Here is a 22391-nt window from a genome sequence, read left to right as displayed (position 1 = left end):
CCAATCTCCTGAATCGGCTTCTTCTTCGCCTCACGCGCAATTTCGATGTCAGATTTATAGCTCATTGGGTTTCGGTCTCCCTGCATAAAATAGGCCAATAGTGTTCCAACCAGAACGGCAAGGAGCCGAACCAGATTCGCATATATTTTTCTTTAAAGTAAATATTTATTCCCTAGGGTCAATATGCGAGTTTAACACTCCCTGAAAGTGCTACTCGATTCATCATTAGGAAACAGAGGCTGGCCACAGCGATCAGGCGTATCTTTTCCGACCCGCGCTGAGACCAAGCAACCAATCTTCAACGATGCGCTGCTCTGGGAAAGCTTTGTGAAGAGGCCTTTTTAACAGGTAGTATCCGGACTGTGTTCGCACTGATGCGCCCTGAACCGGTCTGACCAAAGTGCCGCTTTCAAGCAAAGGATCAACAAGATGGGCCCAACCCAATGCAATTCCCAGTCCATCGACAGCTGCTTGCACTGACAATGGATAGGTATTGAACTCCACTGCCTGTTCCATCGAGGAGGTCGATACCCCATTGCCACTGAACCAAGTGCGCCATGTCATCCACTCTGCATGGCCACTGGCCACTTCAATAAGGTCCAGTTCCGGCAGCGCAGATATATCTGCCGCCTTGGGGTTGCTCTTGAGATACTCTGGGCTGCAGACCGGAAATACGGTTTCTCCGAACAAAAGCTGTGCCTCGTATCCCGGCCAATCGCCATCTCCACGCAGGATCGTCAAGTCCATCGAATCCGACAGGCACTCTGCGTCGCTGTCAGAAGAGACCAGCGAAATACGGATGCGGCCATTTGATTTGTTGAACTTGCGAAGTTGCGGCATCAGCCAAAGAGAAGCGACAGAGTTGGTGGCGGAGATCGATACCGTGTTGGCCTGATGTTTGGCCAGCATATCCCGGCTGACATCCCGCATCAGGTCCAGCGACTTCTCCACGGTTGCCAGCAGGATGGCCCCTTGTTGGGTAAGCGAAACAGATCGGTGCCCTCGCACAAACAACGGCACATCATAGTGTTGCTCTAGCAACCGCACTTTGCGGCTGATCGCCGTTTCAGAGATGTTCAGAACCTTACTGGCCTGCGCAAAGCTCTGCGCCTTTGCGGCAGCTTCAAACGCCAACAAATAGTCGAGCGGTGGAAGGACTTTCCCTGTGACTGAAGTTTTCTTTGGCATTTCAGAGCGGATTCCCGAACTGGACGTTATAGCGATCGAAAAACATTTGGCCTCATCTGCTGGCAATCGATCAGGCAACTAATTGTTAAGATAGCAAAAAGTCGTGTTAGCCTCAAGAATTTATGGTCAAAGACCCTCAAATTTCTGTTCTGCGTCTGGGGCGATTCTGCGCAGAATGCACAAATTCGGGGCCGGAAGAGTCCACAACCTAAAAATGAACATCACTCAGGGAGCAAACATGAAACTTACAAACCTCCTTTCTGCTGCAACTTTGGCAGCAGTAGCGGGAACAGGGGCGACTGCAGAAGACAGCAGCGACCCGATCGTGATCCCAATTCACAATTGGTCCAGCCAGATCGTGATGTCGAACGTTGTCGGCCTGATCTTTGAAGAGATGGGCAACAATGTCGAATACGTCACCACCGACAGCCAGGCGGTCTATGAATCGGTGCGCCTGGGCGATGTGGCGTTGGAGATGGAAGTCTGGGAAGGCGCGTTTGGCGCGTCCTACAGGGCGGCATTGGAAAAAGGTGGCCTGCATGACGCAGGTGATCATGACGCGGTTACACGTGAGGATTGGTGGTATCCCATGTGGACCAAGGAATCCTGCCCGGGCCTGCCAGATTGGAATGCATTGAACGACTGCGCACACCTGTTCGCGACAGCCGAAACCGGCGACAAGGGTCGGTATCTGGATGGTCCAGTTGACTGGTTGAAGCATGGTAAAGAACGCGCCGAAGCACTTGATCTGAACTTTACCGTGATCAATGCCGGTTCAGCCGCAGCCCTTTGGGCCGAGATTGGCGCGGCTGAGGCCGACAAAACGCCGGTGCTAGTTTTTAACTGGACGCCAAACTTTGCCGAAGCCGTCTGGCCTGGTGAGTTCGTTGAGTTCCCAGCATGGGAAGACGGATGCGACAAAGACCCAGCCAAGGGTCCTAACCCGAATGCGTTGTATGATTGCGGCAACCCCGCCAAAGGTTACCTGAAAAAGGCAGCCTGGGATGGTATGAAAGACAAATGGCCGGCCGCGTATTGCGCCCTGACAGAGATTTCTTTCACCAATCCGCAGATTGCCGAGATGGCGAAGCTGGTCGACACTGATGAGCTTGAACCGGAAGAAGCCGCCGAAGAATGGCTGGACGCCAACCGCGCTGTCGTCGATCCTTGGATCAGTTCCTGCAGCTCATAATCCCGGCTACATCCACCGAAACTGGCGCGGCCTTGACCATCTGATCGATGCAAGGCCGCGCTCAACAAGAAAGTTAGGCAGCCATGTCCGCCACAGCGCCTGTCATCTCAGCCAAAAATGTATGGAAACTGTTTGGGCACTCGCCAGAGAGCTACCTGAAGTCCATGCCCGCTGGCCGCGGTTTTGATGAAATCCGTGCAGATGGGTATATCGCCGGTGTCAAGGATGTCTCGATTGAGGTTGGCCGTGGCGAAATGCTGGTCATCATGGGTTTGTCAGGGTCAGGCAAGTCGACGCTGGTACGTTGCTTCTCGCGCCTGCACGACATTACAGGCGGAACGATTGAGGTTGAAGGTCAGGACATCATGAGCCTGAGCGAGCGCGATCTGATTGAATTGCGCCGAAACAAGATGGGCATGGTGTTTCAGTCTTTCGGACTGCTGCCACATCGCACGGTTTTGGACAACGTGGCCTTTCCGTTGGAAATGCGCGGACAAGATCGTCATGATCGGCGCGAACGCGCGCTGGAAGTCATCAAGTTGGTGGGCCTTGAAGGTCGGGAAGAATACTTCCCACGGGAATTGAGTGGCGGCCAACAGCAAAGAGTGGGAATCGCCCGGTCGCTCGCCATTGAACCCGATATCTGGTTTCTGGACGAGCCATTCTCGGCGCTTGATCCACTGATCCGCCGCGAAATGCAGGATGAATTCCTGCGATTGCAAGAGATGCTGGGCAAAACCATCGTTTTCATCACGCATGATTTTGACGAAGCGCTACGTCTGGCAGACCGGATTGCAATCATGCGCAACGGCGCGGTCGAACAATGTGACACCCCCGACAAGATTGTGATGAACCCTGCCACCGAGTACGTGGCCAAGTTTACCGAAGATGTCGACAAGGCCCGGGTCGTACATGCCAAAGGCTTGGCAAAACCTGTGAACGGTCATGCCTTGGAGGGCGCACCAATCAATGGTGGATCAACCATTCACGAACTGGCGCGAGTTCTTGTCAACGATAACCGCATTCTTTTGCCGGTGGCGGATGACAAAGGCGTTGTCACCGGTGTTCTGGAACGTGACGCCGCATTGAATGTTCTGCTTGGAGCTGAATGATGGCGGCGCTGTCCACCGAAGTACCGGACACTTCAGACGGGACGTGGGGAAAAACCAGAGTCCTGACTACACTGCTGGCCGCCGCCTTCGTGCTGATCGTTGCCAAAGCTGTCGGAGTTCTGCCCGAATGGCTAAACCGCATCCCCGAAGCCGCGATTCCGCCGACGGCGCAGGTTCTGGATGCAGTCTTCTACTTTATCCAAAATGATCTTGGCCTGATCTATGTCACACGATTTATCGCCGAAGGTCCGCTTGAGTTCCTGCTGGATACGTCAGCGAACCTTCTGGAAGGCAAGCGCCGTTGGCCCAATCTAGGCCCGATCCCATGGTCCGCAATCGCCGCAGTGGCAGCCGTCGTCGGCTACGCCGTAGGTGGTTGGCGTCTGGCCGCATTAGGCGCGGGAACCTTCATCTGGACGGCCGCGATCGGGCAGTGGAAGATCGCCATGCAGACGATGTCTGTCATCGTGGTTGCCGCACCGCTGGCGTTTCTTTTGGGCTTGATACTGGGCATCGCCGCCTGGAAATACCGCTGGTTCGAGCGGATGCTGAAACCCATGCTGTCCGTGCTGCAAACCCTGCCCTTCTTTACGTATCTCTTGCCAGCAGTGATCTTTTTTAAGGTCGGACCGACAGCTGGGGCCGTCGCAACAATTACTTTTGCCATCCCGCCGATGATCCTGATGACCACTCTGGGCTTGAAAAAAGTCAGCCCCGAAGTGATCGAAGCAGGCCAGATGTCTGGATGTACCAAATGGCAGATGTTGCGCCACGTCTACGTTCCAGCCGCGCGGACCGAGGTTCTGGTCGGCGTCAATCAGGTGATCATGTTGTGTCTTGCGATGGTTGTTCTGACCGCCTTTATCGGAATGCCCGGTCTTGGCGCGAAACTGCTGGCGATGATGGGTAGTTTCAAGCTGGGCCGTTCTTTCGAGATTGGCGTAACCATCGTTCTTCTGGCTGTCACGTTGGATCGGATGTCAAAGGCCTGGGTCGTCAAACAGCCAGTGCACTTCGAACGCGGCACCCCATGGTGGAAGCGCCACCAGATTTCGCTGGTCGCACTGGGTCTGTTTGTTGGGTTCACTCTGCTGTCTCAGGTCTTCCCGATCCTGGCCGAAATTGGCCGCAAGCAGCATCTAAGCCAGGGCAAGGAAATCGACGTGGTTATCAAGTCGTTCCTGGCCATCGACATGATCAAAGGGACAACCGAATGGTTGCGCTGGTTTCTGAACGTCAAGGTTCTGATTCCATTCCGGAATACGCTACTCGCCATTCCAACTCCCGCGTTCATCCTTCTGGTTGTTTCCTTTGCTTATTGGGTTGGTGGCCGAAAGCCCGGCATCTACGCAGCAGTCTTCTTTACGATTGTCGCGTTCTCGGGCTGGTGGGATCGGTCGGTTATTACTTTGTATACCGTGATCTCGGCCGTTGCGCTGGCAACCATGATCGGTATCCCCCTGGGCGTTGTCGCTGCGCGGTCCGCGCGTTGGTCCAAGAGCATTTTGCTGGCTTGCGACACTGCGCAAACCTTCCCCAGCTTCATTTACTTGATCCCTGCGATCATGTTGTTCGGGGTCAATGATGTCGCGGTTGTGTTCTCGATTCTGATCTTCGCCGCCGTCCCGCTGATCCGGTACACTATTATTGGCCTCAGCAACGTGCCGCCGGAAATGACCGAGGCAGCAGATATGTCCGGCTCGACCCGCCGGCAAAAACTTATGTCGGTACAGTTCCCTCTGGCGCTGCCAACTATGGCGGTCGGGTTTAATCAAGCCATCATGTTCGCCTTCTTCATGGTCATTATCGCGGCCTTCATTGGAACGCAGGATCTGGGGCAGGAACTTCAACGAACTCTGGCAGGTACCGAACTGGGCAAGAACTTTGTGCTCGGCATGAATGTCTCGCTGATGGCGCTTACCTTCGACATGGCGATCAGCAGTTGGGCTGATCAGCGCAAAAAGCGGTTGGGGCTCGACTAAGATGGCACAACAACAGAGCGCACGCACCGTTATCCGCTTCGATGACCCCGGATTTGTCCGGATGCGGATGGACGGCCTGCCCGATGCGCAGGTCTGGTGGAAGAATATCAGTTTCGATGAAGAAACCGGACAAGGCAGCTATCTGATGAAGATGGCGCCAGGCACACGTTCGAACCCTCATGTCCATTACGGGCCGGAAGAGTTCTTTGTGCTTGAGGGCGATCTGACCGACCACGACGGGTTTCGATATCGCAGCGGCGATTTTGTCAGCCTTGCTGCCGGGTTCAGCCACTATTCGCGAACCGAGGCGGGATGCCTCTTGGTGGTCACCCATCGCGGTGCAACCGAAGCCATTCAGGAAAACACACTATGAATGTGAAGCCGGCCTTCGAAGTTCCGTTCGAACGCAGCGGAGTTCTGGCCCCCGGCCTTCCGATCCTGCCGCATGGAACGGAACGCCACCCGATCCCCGGAATGGGGTCGCGCGCGGTACCGGTGTCCAAGGGCGATACCATCACGCTGCTGGATCGCGATGGGATGCAACCGGCTGAGATGGTCTTCTTTTCCCCTGACCGAAGCTCCGATGCAGCCATGCTGGGCACACAGGGGCATGGACGGCCCGAAGGTTTGATCGCAACCCTCGCAAATGGATCAGCATCTGGCAAAAAAGTTCTGCGTGCATTGGAAATCGCGGGCTTCGACATCGGAAAAGGCGACGCAATCCGGGCATTCGCTGACGGGTCACGCCCTGGCGACATGGTGCATTTCGTAGCGGAAAGCGATGGTCTTTTGATTGTCGCTGCACCAGGCAAGGCTATGCGCCCCGAGGACAACAACCCTCCTACGGATATCATCTTGTACATCCAGCGCTCAGCGCCCGGATTGGAAAAGCCCGATGTCGGGCCGCCCGATCCGCTGGCCGATCCGCTTAAGGATTTCAATATTCAGCCGGGAAATGCGCACTCATACGAAGTGAAGGCCGGTGAATTCATCCAGATCGTCGATATTCGTGGCCGAGAGTGTTCCGATTTTCAGGCATTCAGCCGCCGCGCACTGGATCAGGGGATCGAGCGTGAAATCGACCCGACAACAACACGCAGCCTGATGGGCAGCTTGTATCCTCAACCCGGGATTTTCTCAAAGTACTGGTCAGTAGATCAAGAGCCTCTGATCGAAATCGTTCAAGATACCTGTGGGCGCCATGACACGTTCGGTCTGGCCTGTACGGCGCGATATTATGAAGACCTTGGCTATCCCGGCCATGTGAATTGTTCGGACAATATCAACAAGGATCTGGACCAATATGGCATCAAGCCGCGCGGTGGCTGGCCAGCGATCAACTTCTTTTTCAACACGATGCTGGATGACACCAACGCCATTGGGATGGACGATCCGTGGTCGCGACCCGGTGACTTCGTCCTGCTGCGCGCCCTGACCGATCTGGTTTGCGTCAGCACCGGCTGTCCCTGCGATATCGACCCGGCAAATGGCTGGAATCCAACAGACATTCAAGTGCGAACCTATAAGGCGACCGAGGATTTCAAGCGGTCCTATGGCTATAGAAAATCTGCGGAGGCGGATGTGGAAGAAACTAAGAAAACAGCATTTCACGACTGCTTTGCACGGCACACCCGTGATTTCGTCGAATACAATGGCTATTGGCTGCCCAACACGATGACCAATCATGGCGCGATTGCCGAATATTGGACTTGCAGGGACAAGGTTGCTGTCATGGACCTCAGCCCGCTGCGCAAATACGAAGTCGTGGGACCTGACGCCGAAGAACTGATGCAGCTTTGCGTGACCCGCAACATGAAAAAGCTGAGCGTTGGTCAGGTCGTTTATACGGCCATGTGCTACGAGCACGGCGGTATGATCGACGATGGCACCGTCTACCGGTTGGGTGAGACGAACTTCCGCTGGATCGGTGGGAATGACACCAGCGGGTTGTGGCTGCAGGAACAGGCGCTCAAACGCAATATGAATGTCTGGGTGCGCAACTCTACGGACCAGTTGCACAACATTGCAGTTCAGGGGCGGCATAGCCGCGACATACTTTCCAAGATATTCTGGACACCGCCTCAGCAACCAACGATCGACGAACTGCCGTGGTTCCGGCTTTCGGTCGCGCGGGTTGGTGATGTGCAGGGGACTTCTGTTGTAATTTCTCGGACCGGCTATTCCGGAGAGCTTGGGTATGAAATCTTCTGCCATCCCAAGGATGCCGTCGAAATCTTTGATCGTGTCTGGGAGGTGGGGCAAGGGTATGGCATTGCGCCTCTGGGCCTGGCCGCATTGGACATGTTGCGGATCGAGGGCGGTCTGATCTTTGCCGGGTCAGAATTCGACGATCAGACCGATCCGTTCGAGGCCGGCATCGGCTTTACTGTGCCGCTGAAATCAAAGACCGACGACTTCATCGGGCGGGCGGCGATAGAGGAGCGCAAGGTCCACCCACACCGCAAACTGGTTGGATTTGAGATCGAAGGGGGTACGGTCCCCTCACCCGGTGACTGCGTGCGCGTTGGGAAAGCGCAGGTCGGAGAGATTACCAGCGCGATGAAATCACCCATCCTCGGCAAGGTCATCGCTTTGGGTCGGATTTCGGTTACCCATGCCATCGTTGGAGCGGACATCGAAATCGGGCAGCTGGACGGCCAACAAAAGCGGTTGAAAGCCAAGATCGTGCCATTCCCGCATTTCGATCCAACAAAGGAACGTGTGAAGGGAATGTACGCAGAAGCGACGGTTCCGAACGCTGCAGAATAGCCACGGTGGTGTGACATTAACTTCTACCCGACCAAGGAATGCTGATGCTCGGACCTCATGCAACTCGAGTGGTGGCTTTCCAGGTCAAATGCCTCTGGGCAGTGATATCGGATTGTTAAGACTGAGCGGTCGGCCACGAACCACTGCAAACCTTATTGCTTGGGTACCAATCAAAATAGTCTTTTGCTTCAGTGAGCTTTCGAACGCGTGGCATTGCGCGCTTCCCGAGTGTGCCACTGAGATTTTGAAACAACAAATTGGATCCGCTGAAATGCCCTGCGGCATCGCCAACAAAGCGTTTCTACCGGATAGCGTAACATGTAGGGGCTAATTCCACTTGTCCCGTCACAGAATTCATCCGCAAATATAATGACGTCCATGCCGCATTCGCGAGCAAGCTTGGTGAGAATGCTAACCCACCGCCAAACGGTCCTGCATCCTGTCCGAGGCCATCGCGGACAGAGCGACCATTGTTGCGGCTGTTCCCAGAACCATTGCCAAACCACCGATCTGGTAAGTGAGGCCAGACAGCACTGTGCCCAGCAATCGGCCGGCCGCGTTGGCCATGTAATAGAAACCGACATCCATCGTGACCCGCTCGGCCTGAGAAAAGGACAGGATCAGATAGGAGTGCAGCGAGGAGTTCACGGCAAAGATCACTCCAAAGATCAGCAAGCCGATCACCAGCGTAATGGTCAGCCAAGTGGCGGGCCCCGAGGACAAAGCCACAGCGACGGTCAGGGCGGCAGGCACGCAGAACAGGGTTACGGCCCAATCGCGTGCGGCGCGGATTAATTGGGGCTCGGACCGGTCAGAGGCGCGCAGGATCTTTGGGGCGCTGGCCTGAACTGCGCCGTATAGGATGATCCAGGCCGCCATGAATGTCCCGATCATGAAAAAGGCCGCTCGGTTCCCGGTTTCGGACCCGTCGGACAATACCGCATAGAAATATATCGGAATCCCGACCACAAACCACACATCGCGCGCGCCAAACAGAAACATGCGGGACAGGCACAGCCAGTTGATATTGGGGGATTTCGAAAAAACCTCAGAGAATTTTGCGCCTTTACGCCCTTTGGGCAGGCCCGGCGGCATGAACAAAATCACCGAAATCAAGATGACGCCCAGAACGCTGGCCATGGCCAGGACAGCCCAGTTAAAGCCAAACGTTGCCAACAGACCTGCGCCCAGCAAAAAGCCCAACCCCTTTACGGCATTCTTGGACCCCGTCAGAAGGGCCACCCAACGAAACAGGCCACCATCCTCGGTCGGAGCCAGCAGTTTCACAGCGGATTTCGATGACATCTTGGCCAGATCCTTGGCCACGCCGCTGGCACCCTGAACGATCATGACAAAGGCCACTTTGGCAGGAATTGCCCAATTAGGGTCTAGTTGAGTCAGCAACAGCAGCGCCCCCACCTGCAGGCCAAGCCCCGCATAAAGTGTCGAGGTCAACCCAAACCGAGCCGCTAGCCAGCCCGCCGCCAGATTGGTGCCGATGCCGGCGATTTCATACAGTACAAACAGATAAGCCAGCTGGACCGGAGAGAAGCCCATCGTATGAAAATGCAGCAGCACCAGCATACGGAGGGCGCCGTCGGTCAGCATGAATGCCCAATAGGCCGCCGTGACCGCGATATAGGCGGACAACCCTTCGGGCTTCTGGGTCACAGGGCTGCTCCGACCATCAGGGCGACGTCGACCAGACGGTGCGCGTATCCCATCTCATTGTCATACCAGGCGTAGATCTTCACCTGTGTGCCATTCACCACCATGGTCGACGGGGCATCGATGATCGAGGAGCGCGGGTCATTGGTATAGTCTGTCGAGACCAGAGGGCGGGTCTCATAACCCAGAATACCCTTCAAATCTCCATCGGCGGCTTCTTTGAAAAACGCGTTGACCTCTTCGACGGTTGTTTCCCGCTCCACTTCGAACACGCAATCGGTCAGCGAGGCATTCAGCAGCGGCACCCGGACCGCGTGGCCGTTCAACCGGCCTGTCAGCTCGGGGTAGATCAAGGTGATTGCCGTGGCCGAGCCGGTGGTGGTTGGGATCAGCGAATTCAGGGCCGAGCGCGCGCGGCGCAGGTCTTTGGCGGGTCGGTCCACGATGGTCTGCGTATTCGTCACATCATGGATCGTGGTCATCGACCCGTGCCGAATGCCCAGATTTTCGTGGATCACCTTGACCACCGGCGCCAGGCAGTTGGTGGTGCAGGACGCAGCCGTCACGATGTGATGCGCGCTCGGATCATATGTGCCTTCGTTCACGCCCATCACGATATTGGCGGTCGGGCCATCCTTGACCGGTGCCGAGACGACAACCTTCCTGACGCCTGCATCAAAATATGGCGCCAGCTTGGTCTCGGTTTTGAAGGCGCCGGTGCAGTCAATCACCACGTCGACCCCGTCCAGTCGCAGCGCGTTCAGGTCGCGGGTACCGACAAACGGCAAGCGCATACCCTCTATGGTGACGCTGTCTTTGTCATAGTCAAAATCTGCTTCCCAGCGGCCATGAACCGTGTCGAATTCCAGCAAATGCGCGTGCATTTCTGGATCACCGATCCCGTCATTGATCCAGGCAATCTTTGCGCCTTTCTCCAATAGTGGTTTCAGGGCCAGCTTGCCCATCCGGCCAAGGCCATTCACGGCGTAGGTTGTCATGTCATGTCCTCGTCAGATGTTCTGGCAATATCGTCGACAGCAGATTGCAACGCGATCCGGTCGAGGCTTTCGACCGGCAGCGAGGTAAAGGCCTCGATCCTGCGCCTGAGCGAACCATAGGCGTTCTGGAAGGCCAGGCTTTTTTCAGCCTTCGTGCCGGTTGCCTTGACCGGGTCGACCACCCCCCAATGTCCGCTGATCGGCTGCCCATCCCAGGCCGGGCAATCTTTGTTCGCGGCCTGATTGCAGACGGTAAAGACGAAATCCATCTCGGGCGCGTCGGGGGCGGCAAATTCTGACATATGTTTCGAGCGCAGGGTGGATACATCATGCCCTTTGTCCTTAAGGACCTGCACCGCTATAGGGTTGAGCCCGGATGAAGGCTGCGTTCCAGCAGAATATGCGTTGAAACGCTCGCCCGCCAGCGCGCGAAGGATAGATTCAGCAAATATCGAACGGGCGGAATTGCCAACGCACAGGAAAAGAACGTTATATTTTCGGTCCGCTGATCTGTCGCTTTCCCAGCCTGACGGGATACAGATTTCGGGGCGTCCGCGGCAGCAATCGTTCAGTAGGTAATCCAGCATCTGCTGCACATTCTGCATCTCGATCGAGTAGAGCAAAGAGGTACCAGACCGATTCTGCCGGACCAGCCTCGCCTGTCGCAACGCGTTCAGATAGTTCGATAATGTGTTGGGCTTGATCCCCAGCCCCAAGGCAAGCTCTCCGGCCGGGACAGCGTCAGGAAAGCGTCGCATCAACATGCGAAACACTGAAAGCCGTTGCGGGTGACCCAAAGTCGCCAGTTGTTCTGTTGCTATAATTTCCATATTTCGTGAAATATAGAAATATATAACTGCAGTCAACCCGGTTCCTATTTCCAGTGCGCGCCGGACCCTCAATGAACGGTGATAACAAAATGCGGAAACAGGTGCTTCTGAGGTCATGAAACCCGGGGTTTCACCGCTTGCAAGCACCCGCACGAGGGTTTAAACGAGCCTCGCTTGCCTCAATAGCTCAGCTGGTAGAGCAGGTCCTTCGTAAGTAGCGGGTCGATCCGCGATTGACGTTTAGGACCAGTGAGTTAGAGAAGGCGCACAGTAATTAGTAGGGCCATAGTAGGGTCCAGGAAGCCCCATTAGCTCAGCTGGTAGAGCAGGTCCTTCGTAAGGACAAGGTCGGCGGTTCGAGTCCGTCATGGGGCACCACTCTTTCCAACATCACCATCAAATTAAGCACTGGAATCAACGCCTTCGGCAAGTCCGCAAGGTGACGATTGCGCTTTCGATTTTCAGGCATCCGGGCTAGGCTGCGCTCAGGATTGGCAAACAGAGCCGATCTCGGGGCGTAGTAACCTCACCGCAAGCGGTCGGTGTCGACCGTAATGACACCTCCTCGAACCCTATGGTCGGGGAGGCACTGGCGTATGTCCAGGGCTCCGGCCTAAAGGCCAGCGCGGTCGTCTTGCGGCGGCTTACTAACTCCCCGGCTGCCAGAGGTAACTCTGGTAGCCGATTTCGTTAGTAGAGGAGCCGTTATGAGCAACGTTGATTTGAAGAAACAGGGAACAACCATCGTTGGTGCATTTGTGCGTTCCCAGGTATTGATTTTGGAACTTATCGCCTTTGGTTTTGCCCTGTATCTGCTCCAGCAGAGCAACGTGACCACCCAAATCTTGGTGGCAATGCTGCTATTCTGCGTGTTCGCCTTTACTCTGATCACTGGCAAAGGTGTTCCGCATTTCCGCCATCGCGGCAAAGCCTTGCTGTTTTTGATCGTCGCCGGGTACTTCTCTTTGCAAGGAGCGGTCATGTTCGATGAGCAACGTGAGGTCCGTTGGGCCGAGCTTCGCGAAAGCGACCCTGCCGCGTATCTGGATGAATTGCACGATGTGGATGCGGATAGGTGGTTTGCCGAACTGAGCGAGTTGGACCCGGAAGCCCATGCAGTGGAAGCCGCAAGGCGCACCACGCAAGCCCAAGCAGAACGCCTTGCCGAATGCTCCGACGAAAAGACCGCGCTGGCCTATGTCATGATCCAAGAAGATGTACGTCGGTCATTGCGTGCGCCATCGACGGCGGAGTTTCCGGGCCGTTTCGATGCTGGCACGCGGAACATCGGAAACTGCATTTATCAGGTTGTCGGCCATTTCGATGCCCAAAATGGTTTCGGCGCGATGATACGCGGCACATTCACAGGAACGACAGAGTATTTCCCGGAGCGCGGTAACTGGCGCACGCTGAGCTTGGATGTGCAAGGCTAAGCCCAAAAGGCACTGCCACACGTCCGCAGACGTCCGCCTAGGCCCTGTGTTTTGCAAGGTGCTCATACACCTAACATTCGCCCAACAAAGGCCCAGCGCAGCGCTAAAGTGCCAACGCCTGTTTGGCACAGATGTAACTTGTAACTGTAACTTAGGTCGAAAAACTACAAACAAAACAAGGGGGTGGAATATTACCGGGTAGCAATGGCCAAAAGGTTGGCGGTTTGGGCACGGGTAACAAGTAACGCCACCCGCGCCATTGGCATTAAAACGGTGTCTCTACCGGTGTGCTCCTGGTATCGAGCACAACTCCGATTCCCTGTCTCTGAACGGCGAATATCTCCTGTTCCCGTTCCACATCGCTGCCCCGAGCAAACCCCTTTCTGGGCCGCTTGTCGCCACCAGCAAGATCGTGCAGGCGGTAAGTTCGATACTCCCAGCCAAGATCCATCATGGCAGCCTTGATGCGGCGGGAATTTACAGCAGACATGCGGAGTGCATCCAAATTCAGCAGCAACTTGACGCTGTCCATGGAGACTTTTCCGGTGCGTTCGGCAAAGTTGTCGGTCAGGACTTCAGCGAAATTATCTTCGATCATACGGAAGCCCTGCATGCGCTTTGCCTCGTCGTGCAGATGTTTGGACAAAACGATAGACCCACCGTTGCATTCCCGTTCGACTGCCTCCGCCCAGAGCTGATCCAGATCGGCAGACAGGCCTTTCAGGTCGATTTCACCAACAGCTACCGGCCACACTCTGCGATTGCCGGTCAAGTCGCTCAGATAGGTGCCTTCATTGGTCGTCCCGAGGATGACGCAGTGCCGTTTGTAGGTCAGTACGGTGCGGCCATAGGCAGGACGGAATAGATCGATGGCGGTGCTAAGGAACTTCTTAAGGCTCTGGCTGGCCGTTTTGTTTAGGCCGTCCAGTTCCTGACATTCGACGATCCAAGCACGGGACAACAGTTCCGCTTTGGATTTGTCGTCGCTTTTCAGATCAAGGCTACCACAGAACCATTCATCTCTGACTGCCAGCTTTGCTGCCAGCCGCGATTTTCCTGCGCCCTGCGCACCTTCCAAAACGAGCATCGTGTCGAATTTGACGCCCGGTTGTTTAATACGACGCACGGCGGCGACAAGAAACTTACTACCAAACTCTCCGATCAACTCAGTATCGTCGGCACCGCAATATGTGGCCAACCATCGGTCGATACGTGGAACACCATCCCATGTCAGGCTGTCGAGATAGTCGATCACCGGGTGGTAGGTGTTCTCGTGTGCAACGGCAGTCAGCTCGCGTTTGATTACATCGGGGCTAGCGCTGAACCGAAGCTCGCGGCTGAACACGCTCCACAAGATGTCACCAATCTCGTTCAGATCGCGCTCATCAAGTCGATATCCAGACACCTCGTTCGTTTGGGTGAACAAGTTGCGCTGTGCGTAAATGCCCAACAGAGAGAAGGCATAGCGGATGTTTTCGGGAAGGCGTGGAATCGGCTTTCCGTCATCGTCCACAATGGGCCAGCCGCCTTGTTGCATTTCCAGCAGTGCGTAGGCGCGTTCGATCTGCCGACGCCCGTATTTCAGCGGGCTGGGGTTCTCGAGCACATGGGCGCTAATGCCGATTTCAGGGTCTGTGATTATGGACAGCACATGACCGGGGTCCATACCTTTCCCGAGCATCCAAAGCGTCGAGGCGAAAACCAATTCCGAGCGAGATCCATAGGTCTTGTCTGGTGGGTTCTCGCCAAACATGATCACTTTTACCCATTTCTCATCGAGAGGGATGATTGTGGTCAGGTCTTCGGGCAACGGTATTGCTTCGAACTCAAGCGCGGTTGTCGAACCTTTGGTTGGCAAGTTCGCCTCAGGTGTCGCCCGGCGCATCTTGAAATCATCCACTGAATACGAAACCGGCGGTGAGTTCAGGTTTCCTGGATACAGTGGATGTGCCAGTTTGGGTTCGCGCCCATCGGCGCGTTTCTTATCGTTGAGCCAATTCATCGTCCACGGCACACGCAACAGGCGGCTTGCATCATGCGTGCCTAGACCACCTTGCATAGCAGACAGGAGCGCATGGTTCAGTTCTTCTGCCTCTTCTACACTGATTGGCTCTTTGAGCCGCCACACTGCTTGGAAACCACCTCCGGTGAACCAAATAGCTGTCGGATGTGGCACGCCCTTGGGGCGCGTGTCTTCCTCAAACAGCAAGTCAATGATGCGCTCTTCTTGCTGCCGTTCGTTTCCGGGATAGTCTTTGCTGTCGAGATCGACATGCAGGAAGCGGACAGCGCTCAGATTGGTCTTGTTCCGCTTTCCTTCGAGGAATTCGGCATTGGGCACGAAATAGATGTTCCGCTGGTAGGTATCGTTGTTGTTGCCTCCGACAAAACGAACAGCCGCTGCTGCCTCATTAGCAGGGTAAAGCTTGTGCTTTGGGTTGGCATTTCCTTGGCTGCTCATCTGTTCCAGATGGAGAGGTGCGCCAGAGCAAAGCCACAGAAGATTCTCGATGGCTTTTTTGGGGTCGGGAAGTCGCTTAATGGGCATTTGCACCTCCCTGCGGTTCGCATGTCAAATCAGCCAGCCAGCTTTCAACATCTGCGCGGCGATACAAAATCTTGCCCGTGCGGCTACCGGACTTGGAGCGGAGAAAGCGCGGACCGTAACCAAGATGGCGACCCTTCTCGAAGTAACTTGCGCTGAAACCGGTGATCGCCGGCAGCTCTTTTGTGGTTAAGAATTCTGATTGCGCGGACATGGTGTCCTCCTTTGTCATTTGTTGATGACGAGGACACTGCCAGCGATATGGTGGCCTAAGTTGCGAAAGAAAAGCCAATTATTTCGCAACATTGGGGATTCGACTAGTGCGTGGTTTTTACGCCGTTTCCGCGAAGCTCTTTGCGAATAATATCAAGGCTCTGAGCCTCTAATGTTTCTGCGACATCATCATGCTCGACGGCCATGTATACGAAGTACTCTCGGAAATTGACCCCGTGGCCTTTGTCCTGCTTTCGATAATAATCCCCACTGAATTTCCCGCGCAGACGGTCATAAATCGATTTTCTGACTTGCTCATTGGAAGGATCAAAGAATTTGTCGGTCGCCTCTTTGGCGAGTGCTAGGTCTGGGCGGACTTTGGGAAGTGCTGGCGGCGTATCGTCTTTGCGATGCTTCATGTAATGCAGGAATCTTCTTCCTTTGTCGCGATGATGTTCGCTGGCCATGTGCCGTAATGCGGGCAAATCGGCGTCCTGCTTCACGGTTGCCAACTTAGAGTTTTCCCCGGTCAATGCGCGGACGGCAATGCTTAGACGGGTTTCTGGGGTATCCTGACCAAATGGGTGGGCCTCGATAATGGATAGAAGCAGTTTTTCCAGATAAGTACGCCCAAACAAAGTGCCAACTGCATAATCTTCGTATTTGTCTTCGGTTTGTTCGGTACTTTCGTCGGACATCGTATTACTTTCACCCAATCTATGAACTGTTGAAAAAGTTCTTGAAATCTCCCGCGCGCCCGCGCGAAGGCGCAACCAGATGATCGCCCGTTAAACACATGAATTTCGTCTTTTCTATGTTCAGGGACGCTCGCGGATTCCGTCGGAGCGGGATCGCCGAACCCGCCTGTTGCACTGAGGGCCGTCGATGGGGCGGGGTCACCCGAGGTCAGTCGCGTGGCTCTTTCAGTTCCAGGATGCGTTTGGCCACCAGTTCGACTGGCTCCCGCAGACGCTCGGCGTTCACCACGATATATCCACCGGTCACATCTCCATTGGTCCGGTGATTGAGCAAGCGCTTAAGCGCATAGTAGGGCACGTCGAGGCTTTCAGCGATGGTGATGAATGTGCGTCGCAGGTCGTGCAGGGTGAAGCTGACGCCAGACCCTGCGGTGACACGCTGGAGGAACTTCTTGGTTTCGACAAGATGACCGGTCTTACCCGGCCCGGGGAACACCCACGGGGAGCCTTTGTTCAATTCACGCCGTTGGGCCAACAGGTCCACCAGAAACTCCGACAAAGGTAGGGTCAACGGGTCGCCGTTCTTGGTCGTCGGCAGGTGAAGCGTCTTGGCAGACAGGTCCACGTTCTCCCAGCGCAACTTCAACACCTCGCTGCGGCGCATTCCTGTGAACAGGGTCGTTAGCAGGAAGTCCCGCGAGTAGTCCGGTTCGGCCATAACGGCTTTCCACCAAGCGGGCAAATCGGCCGAAGTTACGACAGTCTGACGGCGATGATCCTTAAACCATGCCCGCGCCTGTGTCAGGATTTGCACCGGATTAGGTGGATATTCGTCCTGCGTTGCAGACGTGAAATTGAAGAGCGAGCGAAAGTGCCGCATGACGTTGTTGGCGGTGGTTTTCCCATGCTTCTTGCCGATATCCTGATGTTTTTTAAGCACCATCTGACGGGTAATTTCCTTCATCTCCAGTTTGCGCCACGCTTTCAGATACAACTGTACTGTCCGTCGGTAGTGTTCGACTGTGCTGGGTGACAAGGTGTTGCGTGTCTCAAAGAACCGTTCCATTGCCATTTCCACCGTGACACGTTCCTGTTTTTCCTTGCGTTTCTCGGCATTAGGATCACGCCCTTCGGCCATCTCGCCCAGAATGACCAACGCTTTCTTGCGCGCGATCTCGGGTGCGAACACATCCGCGCGGCCTATCGTGACTCGGCGTGTGCGTCGGTTCACCTGTCCTTCGGCAAAGAACACCTTGGAATTGGCACCGACCCGCAAGCCGAAACCCGAGAGCAGTGTGTCGCGGTAGAAAACTTGACCGCTCGTGGGATACGAAATTTCATCGACCGCGCGGCGCGTAAGACGTAGATTTGGCATTGTGACCCTCCTTCTGGCCACAAATCACTATAGGCATATCCAGAGAAAAAGCTCGACTTTTCATCAAGTTATGATAGCCGGAGCGGCATATTCCCTCACAATGAAACTATGTGCAATCTCAGCGTAGTAAACGGTCTCTCCAACTGATCGACTTTGACCAATGAGGAAGTCAGATAAGGCTCAGTACGAAACTTAAACGTTGTCTAAGCAACTAATGGGATTCCCTCATTCAAACTGAGCGGATACAATGTGGCAAAAAAGAGCAACCCCGAAAGAACACTATGAATATTCAAGCTCACGAGCAGCTAAAAAGCCATATTTGGGAAATTGCAAACAGACTGCGCGGCCCGTACCGCCCCCCTCAGTACCGTTTAGTTATGCTGCCGATTGTAGTTTTACGGCGGCTGGATTGCGTGCTGGAACAAACGAAGGGCGCTGTTCTGGCAGAATACGACAGACTCACCGCCCAGAACATGCCCGAAAGCGCTATGGATCGGCTTCTTGGGCGCGCCGCAGACCCAACCAGAAAACACGCGTTGTACAATACCAGCCCGTTCACTTTTGCTAGGTTGCTGGCGGACCCTGAAAACATTGCGCCAAACCTTGTTTCCTACATTAACGGGTTTTCACCCACAGCACGCAGTATCTTCGAGCGCTTTAAATTCAATGATCAGATCGAGAAGCTAGATGCCAGTAACCGCCTGTACACCATCGTAAGGGCGATGGCGGGCGTGGACCTTCATCCCGACCAGATCGACAACCTTCAAATGGGGTATCTGTTCGAACATCTGGTGATGCGTTTCAACGAACAAGCGAATGAGGAAGCAGGCGATCATTTCACGCCCCGCGAAGTTATACGTCTAATGGCCAACCTTGTTTATACTGGCGAACAGGATGTCTACACACCCGGGATTTTCCGAAAAATCTTTGACCCCGCCTGCGGCACCGGCGGTATGTTGTCAGAGTCGGAAAACTTCATCATGGGTCAAAACGAGCGCGCCGAGCTGGCCTTGTATGGGCAGGAGTATAATGATGAATCCTGGGCCATCTGTTGTTCGGATATGCTCATCAAGGATGAGGAAACCAGCAACATCGTACTGGGCGATACGCTGGGAGACGGTAAAACAGGTGACGGGTTTGAAGGGGAGCAGTTCCACTACATGCTCGCCAACCCACCCTTTGGGGTCGAGTGGAAGGATCAGAGGGCCGTTGTAGAGGCAGAGCACCGTTTGCATGGGTTCTCTGGCCGCTTCGGCGCTGGACTACCGGCAATCAACGACGGTTCGCTCCTGTTCCTTCAGCACATGATTTCCAAAATGAATCCTTCGCCCGAGGATGGCGGTGAAGGGTCTAAGATCGCGGTTGTGTTCAACGGTTCCCCGCTCTTTTCCGGAGATGCCGGGTCTGGTCCATCAAACATCCGGCGGTGGATAATCGAAAACGACTGGCTTGATGCCATCGTCGCTCTGCCGGATCAGCTCTTCTACAACACCGGCATTTTCACCTACGTATGGCTTGTCACCAACCGCAAAGCGCCCGAGCGGCGCGGGCAGGTGCAGTTGATCGACGGCACGCGCTTCTTTCAGAAGATGAAGAAGAGCCTCAACAACAAGCGTAACGAAATCACCGAGAAACAAATCCGCGACCTTACCCGCATCTATGGCAACTACCGGAACGGCGAAACGGCCGAGGTGATGCTCAATGGCAAACCTGAACAACGGGTAGTCTCGCGCATCTTCAAGAATCAGGACTTCGGCTTTCTCAAGATCACCGTTGAACGCCCGCTGCGGATGAATTTTGAAGCGTCCGCCGAACGGATGGCAAAGCTGGCGGACCAAACCGCTTTTGCCAATCTGGCCACCTCCAAGAAGCGTAAAGATGAGGCTGCCGCGGCGAAAGAGATAGAGGAGGGCCGCAAGCTGCAAGAAGCCATCCGCGCGGCCTTGTCCACGCTGACGGGCAACGGGCGGTACATGGATCGTACGGAATTTGAGGCTGATGTGATGGCAGCAGCAAAAACGGCGGAAATCAAGATTGCGGCCCCGATTAAAAAAGCCATCTTTGTAGCATTGGGTGAACGGGATCAGGACGCCGCGATTTGCCGCGACAACAAGGGCAACCCAGAGCCTGACCCTGACTTGCGCGATACCGAGAATATCCCGCTACCTGATTGGGCCGAGCTGCCCTTGCCGATGCGCTTTGGCCCAAACAAGCCAAACGACGATCTGGTGGCGCAATACATGCCTTATATCGGGGAGTATTTTTCAGCCGAGGTTTTGGTGCATGTCCCCGATGCTTGGGTCGATTTTGAAAAAACCAAGCTGGGATATGAGATCCCCTTTAACCGGCATTTCTATGTCTACCAGCCACCACGTCCGCTGGAGGAGATAGAAAGCGATATCTCCGAGTTAGAGAAGGAGATTGCCGGGTTGCTTGAGGGGCTGATGCAGTGACGGATGTGCTCTCAAACATAGAAGCGGCATATGGTGACCTACCAGCCGATTGGAAGCTGGAGCGCCTGAAGTTCTACGCTGACGTTCGAAACAGCAACGTCGACAAAACAGTATCTGAAGACGAGGAACCTGTCCGCCTCTGCAACTATACCGACGTCTATTACAACGACCGCATAACGTCCGACCTCGACTTTATGAAAGGGTCCGCAACGGATGCTGAGATTGCACGCTTCCAGCTGAAGCAAGGTCAAGTGATCATAACCAAAGACAGCGAGAGCTGGGACGACATTGGTGTGCCCGCCTATGTTACCGAGGACATGCCTAACGTTCTTTGCGGATATCACTTGTCGGTATTGGACGCAGTCCAGGAATTGGATGGCAAATATCTTGCTTGGTTGTGCCGGTCTGAACCGTTGAACGATCAGTTTAAGTTGGGTGCAAATGGCGTCACTCGTTACGGCTTGGGCCAATACCCAATGAAGAATGCGATAGCATCCATACCACCGCTAGAAACCCAACAGCGGATATCGCGGTTCCTGGATGAAAAGACGGCCCGGATTGATGGGCTGATCAAGAAGAAGCGTACGTTGCTGGAGCGTTTGACGGAAATGCGTCAAGCCCTCATCACCCGCGCGGTCACCAAGGGTTTGAGCCCCGAGGCCCCAATGAAGCCCTCCAATATCCACTGGCTCGGCGACATCCCGGCGCATTGGGATGTTTTGCCGCTGAAACGACTGAGGGAGTATATTACGAGTGGTTCGCGTGGTTGGGCCGCGTACTACTCAGACGAGGGAGACATCTTTTTAAGGATGACCAATGTCACGAGCGATGGGATTGAAATAGATGCAACAGATTTAAGAAGAGTTGACATTGGCGACGCTAAAGAGGGTACACGGACCGCCGTTGAGCTAGGCGATATTCTCATAACAATCACCGCTGAATTGGGCGCAGTTGCTGTTGTCAGGGCGCCTCTAGTAGGTGCATACATAAATCAGCACTTGGCATTAATGCGGGTTGATCGAAGGAAAGCTGACCCGGACTACCTTGCAAATTACCTTACCACTGATGTTTCGCAAACTCAGTTTGTTGCGAACGGCTATGGAGGAACAAAACAAGGACTCGGCTTCGAACAAATCGATGGGCTTCACGCAGTTTGCCCGCCGCTTAGAGAGCAGCAAGAAATCTCTATGTTTTGTGCTGACGCCAGACGCATCTCGAATGATCTGGTGCGCCCCATTGAACAGTCTTTAGTTCGGCTGCAGGAATACCGCGCCGGCCTCATAACCTCTGCAGTCACTGGCAAGATTGAGGGACTGCAATGACGACACTTGCAGCCGGGACCTACTTCGAGCACCTCAAGGCCTATGTGAACAGTGAATACGTCATGCATGATGGCTCTGATGGCAAAGTGGTACTAACCGAGAAGTATTTTCGTCCAGAGGAAATGAAGCCTCAGCTACGTGAGATTGAATTGCTGTTGCCCGGTGCAGGCATGGCCTTCAAACTCGACCACGATGACTTTGAGGCCTCCAAGAAAAAGAACAAGCCACCGCTGTTCCACTTTCTGGACGATACGGCAAAGCCTTGGTCCAAGCGATGTGACTTCGTGATTTTCTACGTGAACGGTCGCGCCTTCCACGCCGATTGCATTGAGTTCAAATCCAAGAGCCTGACAGCTGAAAAGATCGTGCCACAACTGAAGGCAGGCGCGAGCTGGGTTCATGCTTTGAAACGTACGATTGAGCAATACACACATGAACAGCGTCGTATTCGTTTGCGAAAGTTTGTGTTTGCCGAAAACACCAACCCAGATCCGTATATTGACGGCAACAGACAACTTATGGCTGATCCGTCTATTCGGTACTATCATTTTGATGAAGTGAACGGTCAGGCCTTGGCCGATTTGCACAATACGTCTGTGCAGGAGATTTGAGT

17 protein-coding genes and 1 tRNA gene are annotated in these 22391 nt (G+C 54.6%); 10 read left to right on the top strand and 8 right to left on the bottom strand.

Features of this window, described 5'->3' with window-relative positions:
* Window positions 1-252 precede the first annotated feature (252 nt).
* Window positions 253-1188, bottom strand: a complete 936-nt coding sequence (locus AC2FH0_RS17420; RefSeq protein WP_142640206.1) for a LysR substrate-binding domain-containing protein — start codon at window positions 1186-1188, stop codon at window positions 253-255.
* 238 nt (window positions 1189-1426) lie between these two features.
* On the opposite strand from AC2FH0_RS17420, the gene AC2FH0_RS17415 reads away from it, so the two are divergent.
* From AC2FH0_RS17415 to AC2FH0_RS17395, 5 genes are all read left to right on the top strand, one after another.
* The gene (locus tag AC2FH0_RS17415) at window positions 1427-2380 is read left to right on the top strand and encodes an ABC transporter substrate-binding protein (protein WP_271951752.1); all 954 of its coding nucleotides are present in this window, start codon (window positions 1427-1429) and stop codon (window positions 2378-2380) included.
* An 83-nt stretch (window positions 2381-2463) separates the two neighbouring features.
* Window positions 2464-3492: a quaternary amine ABC transporter ATP-binding protein gene (locus AC2FH0_RS17410; RefSeq protein WP_496703169.1), complete on the top strand. Its 1029-nt coding sequence runs from the start codon at window positions 2464-2466 to the stop codon at window positions 3490-3492.
* Window positions 3492-5474, top strand: a complete 1983-nt coding sequence (locus AC2FH0_RS17405) for an ABC transporter permease (RefSeq protein ID WP_271951749.1) — start codon at window positions 3492-3494, stop codon at window positions 5472-5474. The genes AC2FH0_RS17410 and AC2FH0_RS17405 overlap by 1 nt, the downstream gene beginning before the upstream one ends.
* Window position 5475: 1 nt before the next feature.
* Window positions 5476-5847 (top strand): cupin domain-containing protein, encoded by a 372-nt coding sequence (locus tag AC2FH0_RS17400; protein ID WP_142640214.1) that lies wholly within the window; start codon window positions 5476-5478, stop codon window positions 5845-5847.
* Window positions 5844-8243 carry a trimethylamine N-oxide demethylase gene (locus tag AC2FH0_RS17395; RefSeq protein ID WP_496789963.1) on the top strand — a complete coding sequence of 800 codons (2400 nt, stop codon included), beginning with the start codon at window positions 5844-5846 and terminating at the stop codon, window positions 8241-8243. Before AC2FH0_RS17400 ends, AC2FH0_RS17395 begins: the two co-directional genes overlap by 4 nt.
* Window positions 8244-8654: 411 nt before the next feature.
* Here AC2FH0_RS17395 and arsJ read toward each other — a convergent pair whose 3' ends face one another.
* From arsJ to AC2FH0_RS17380, 3 genes are read right to left on the bottom strand one after another with little or no spacing between them, the layout of a single operon-like run.
* On the bottom strand, window positions 8655-9914 hold the full coding sequence (arsJ, locus tag AC2FH0_RS17390) for an organoarsenical effux MFS transporter ArsJ (RefSeq protein WP_496789962.1): 1260 nt from the start codon (window positions 9912-9914) through the stop codon (window positions 8655-8657).
* Window positions 9911-10909, bottom strand: a complete 999-nt coding sequence (locus AC2FH0_RS17385; RefSeq protein ID WP_496789960.1) for an ArsJ-associated glyceraldehyde-3-phosphate dehydrogenase — start codon at window positions 10907-10909, stop codon at window positions 9911-9913. Before AC2FH0_RS17385 ends, arsJ begins: the two co-directional genes overlap by 4 nt.
* Window positions 10906-11739: an arsenate reductase/protein-tyrosine-phosphatase family protein gene (locus AC2FH0_RS17380; protein ID WP_496789959.1), complete on the bottom strand. Its 834-nt coding sequence runs from the start codon at window positions 11737-11739 to the stop codon at window positions 10906-10908. The genes AC2FH0_RS17385 and AC2FH0_RS17380 overlap by 4 nt, the downstream gene beginning before the upstream one ends.
* A 302-nt stretch (window positions 11740-12041) precedes the next feature.
* Here AC2FH0_RS17380 and AC2FH0_RS17375 point away from each other — a divergent pair.
* Together AC2FH0_RS17375 and AC2FH0_RS17370 are read left to right on the top strand one after the other, a co-directional pair.
* A tRNA-Thr gene (locus AC2FH0_RS17375) sits at window positions 12042-12117 on the top strand.
* A 329-nt stretch (window positions 12118-12446) separates the two neighbouring features.
* Entirely contained in the window at window positions 12447-13172 is a 726-nt protein-coding gene (locus tag AC2FH0_RS17370) for a hypothetical protein (RefSeq protein ID WP_496789958.1), read from the top strand.
* A 265-nt stretch (window positions 13173-13437) separates the two neighbouring features.
* Here the strand turns inward: AC2FH0_RS17370 and AC2FH0_RS17365 are convergent, their stop codons facing one another.
* The 4 genes from AC2FH0_RS17365 to AC2FH0_RS17350 form a co-directional block, all read right to left on the bottom strand.
* Complete coding sequence (locus AC2FH0_RS17365) at window positions 13438-15720, bottom strand: virulence-associated E family protein (RefSeq protein WP_496789956.1); 2283 nt, start codon at window positions 15718-15720, stop codon at window positions 13438-13440.
* Window positions 15710-15931, bottom strand: coding sequence for a helix-turn-helix transcriptional regulator (locus AC2FH0_RS17360; protein WP_496789955.1), 222 nt, complete (start codon window positions 15929-15931; stop codon window positions 15710-15712). Before AC2FH0_RS17360 ends, AC2FH0_RS17365 begins: the two co-directional genes overlap by 11 nt.
* Window positions 15932-16034: 103 nt before the next feature.
* Entirely contained in the window at window positions 16035-16628 is a 594-nt protein-coding gene (locus AC2FH0_RS17355) for a hypothetical protein (RefSeq protein WP_496789954.1), read from the bottom strand.
* A 208-nt stretch (window positions 16629-16836) separates the two neighbouring features.
* On the bottom strand, window positions 16837-18003 hold the full coding sequence (locus AC2FH0_RS17350; RefSeq protein WP_496789952.1) for a tyrosine-type recombinase/integrase: 1167 nt from the start codon (window positions 18001-18003) through the stop codon (window positions 16837-16839).
* Between the two features lie 281 nt (window positions 18004-18284).
* On the opposite strand from AC2FH0_RS17350, the gene AC2FH0_RS17345 reads away from it, so the two are divergent.
* The 3 genes from AC2FH0_RS17345 to AC2FH0_RS17335 are packed head-to-tail and all read left to right on the top strand — an operon-like array spanning window position 18285 to window position 22389.
* A complete protein-coding gene (locus AC2FH0_RS17345; protein ID WP_496789951.1) occupies window positions 18285-20456 on the top strand; it encodes a type I restriction-modification system subunit M in 2172 nt (723 codons plus the stop codon).
* Window positions 20453-21778, top strand: coding sequence for a restriction endonuclease subunit S (locus AC2FH0_RS17340; protein WP_496789950.1), 1326 nt, complete (start codon window positions 20453-20455; stop codon window positions 21776-21778). The genes AC2FH0_RS17345 and AC2FH0_RS17340 overlap by 4 nt, the downstream gene beginning before the upstream one ends.
* Window positions 21775-22389 carry a hypothetical protein gene (locus tag AC2FH0_RS17335; protein ID WP_496789948.1) on the top strand — a complete coding sequence of 205 codons (615 nt, stop codon included), beginning with the start codon at window positions 21775-21777 and terminating at the stop codon, window positions 22387-22389. Before AC2FH0_RS17340 ends, AC2FH0_RS17335 begins: the two co-directional genes overlap by 4 nt.
* Window positions 22390-22391: the final 2 nt, after the last annotated feature.

This window comes from Ruegeria sp. CDSC051, assembly GCF_059610665.1.
This window is presented reverse-complemented; position numbering and strand designations above follow the sequence as displayed.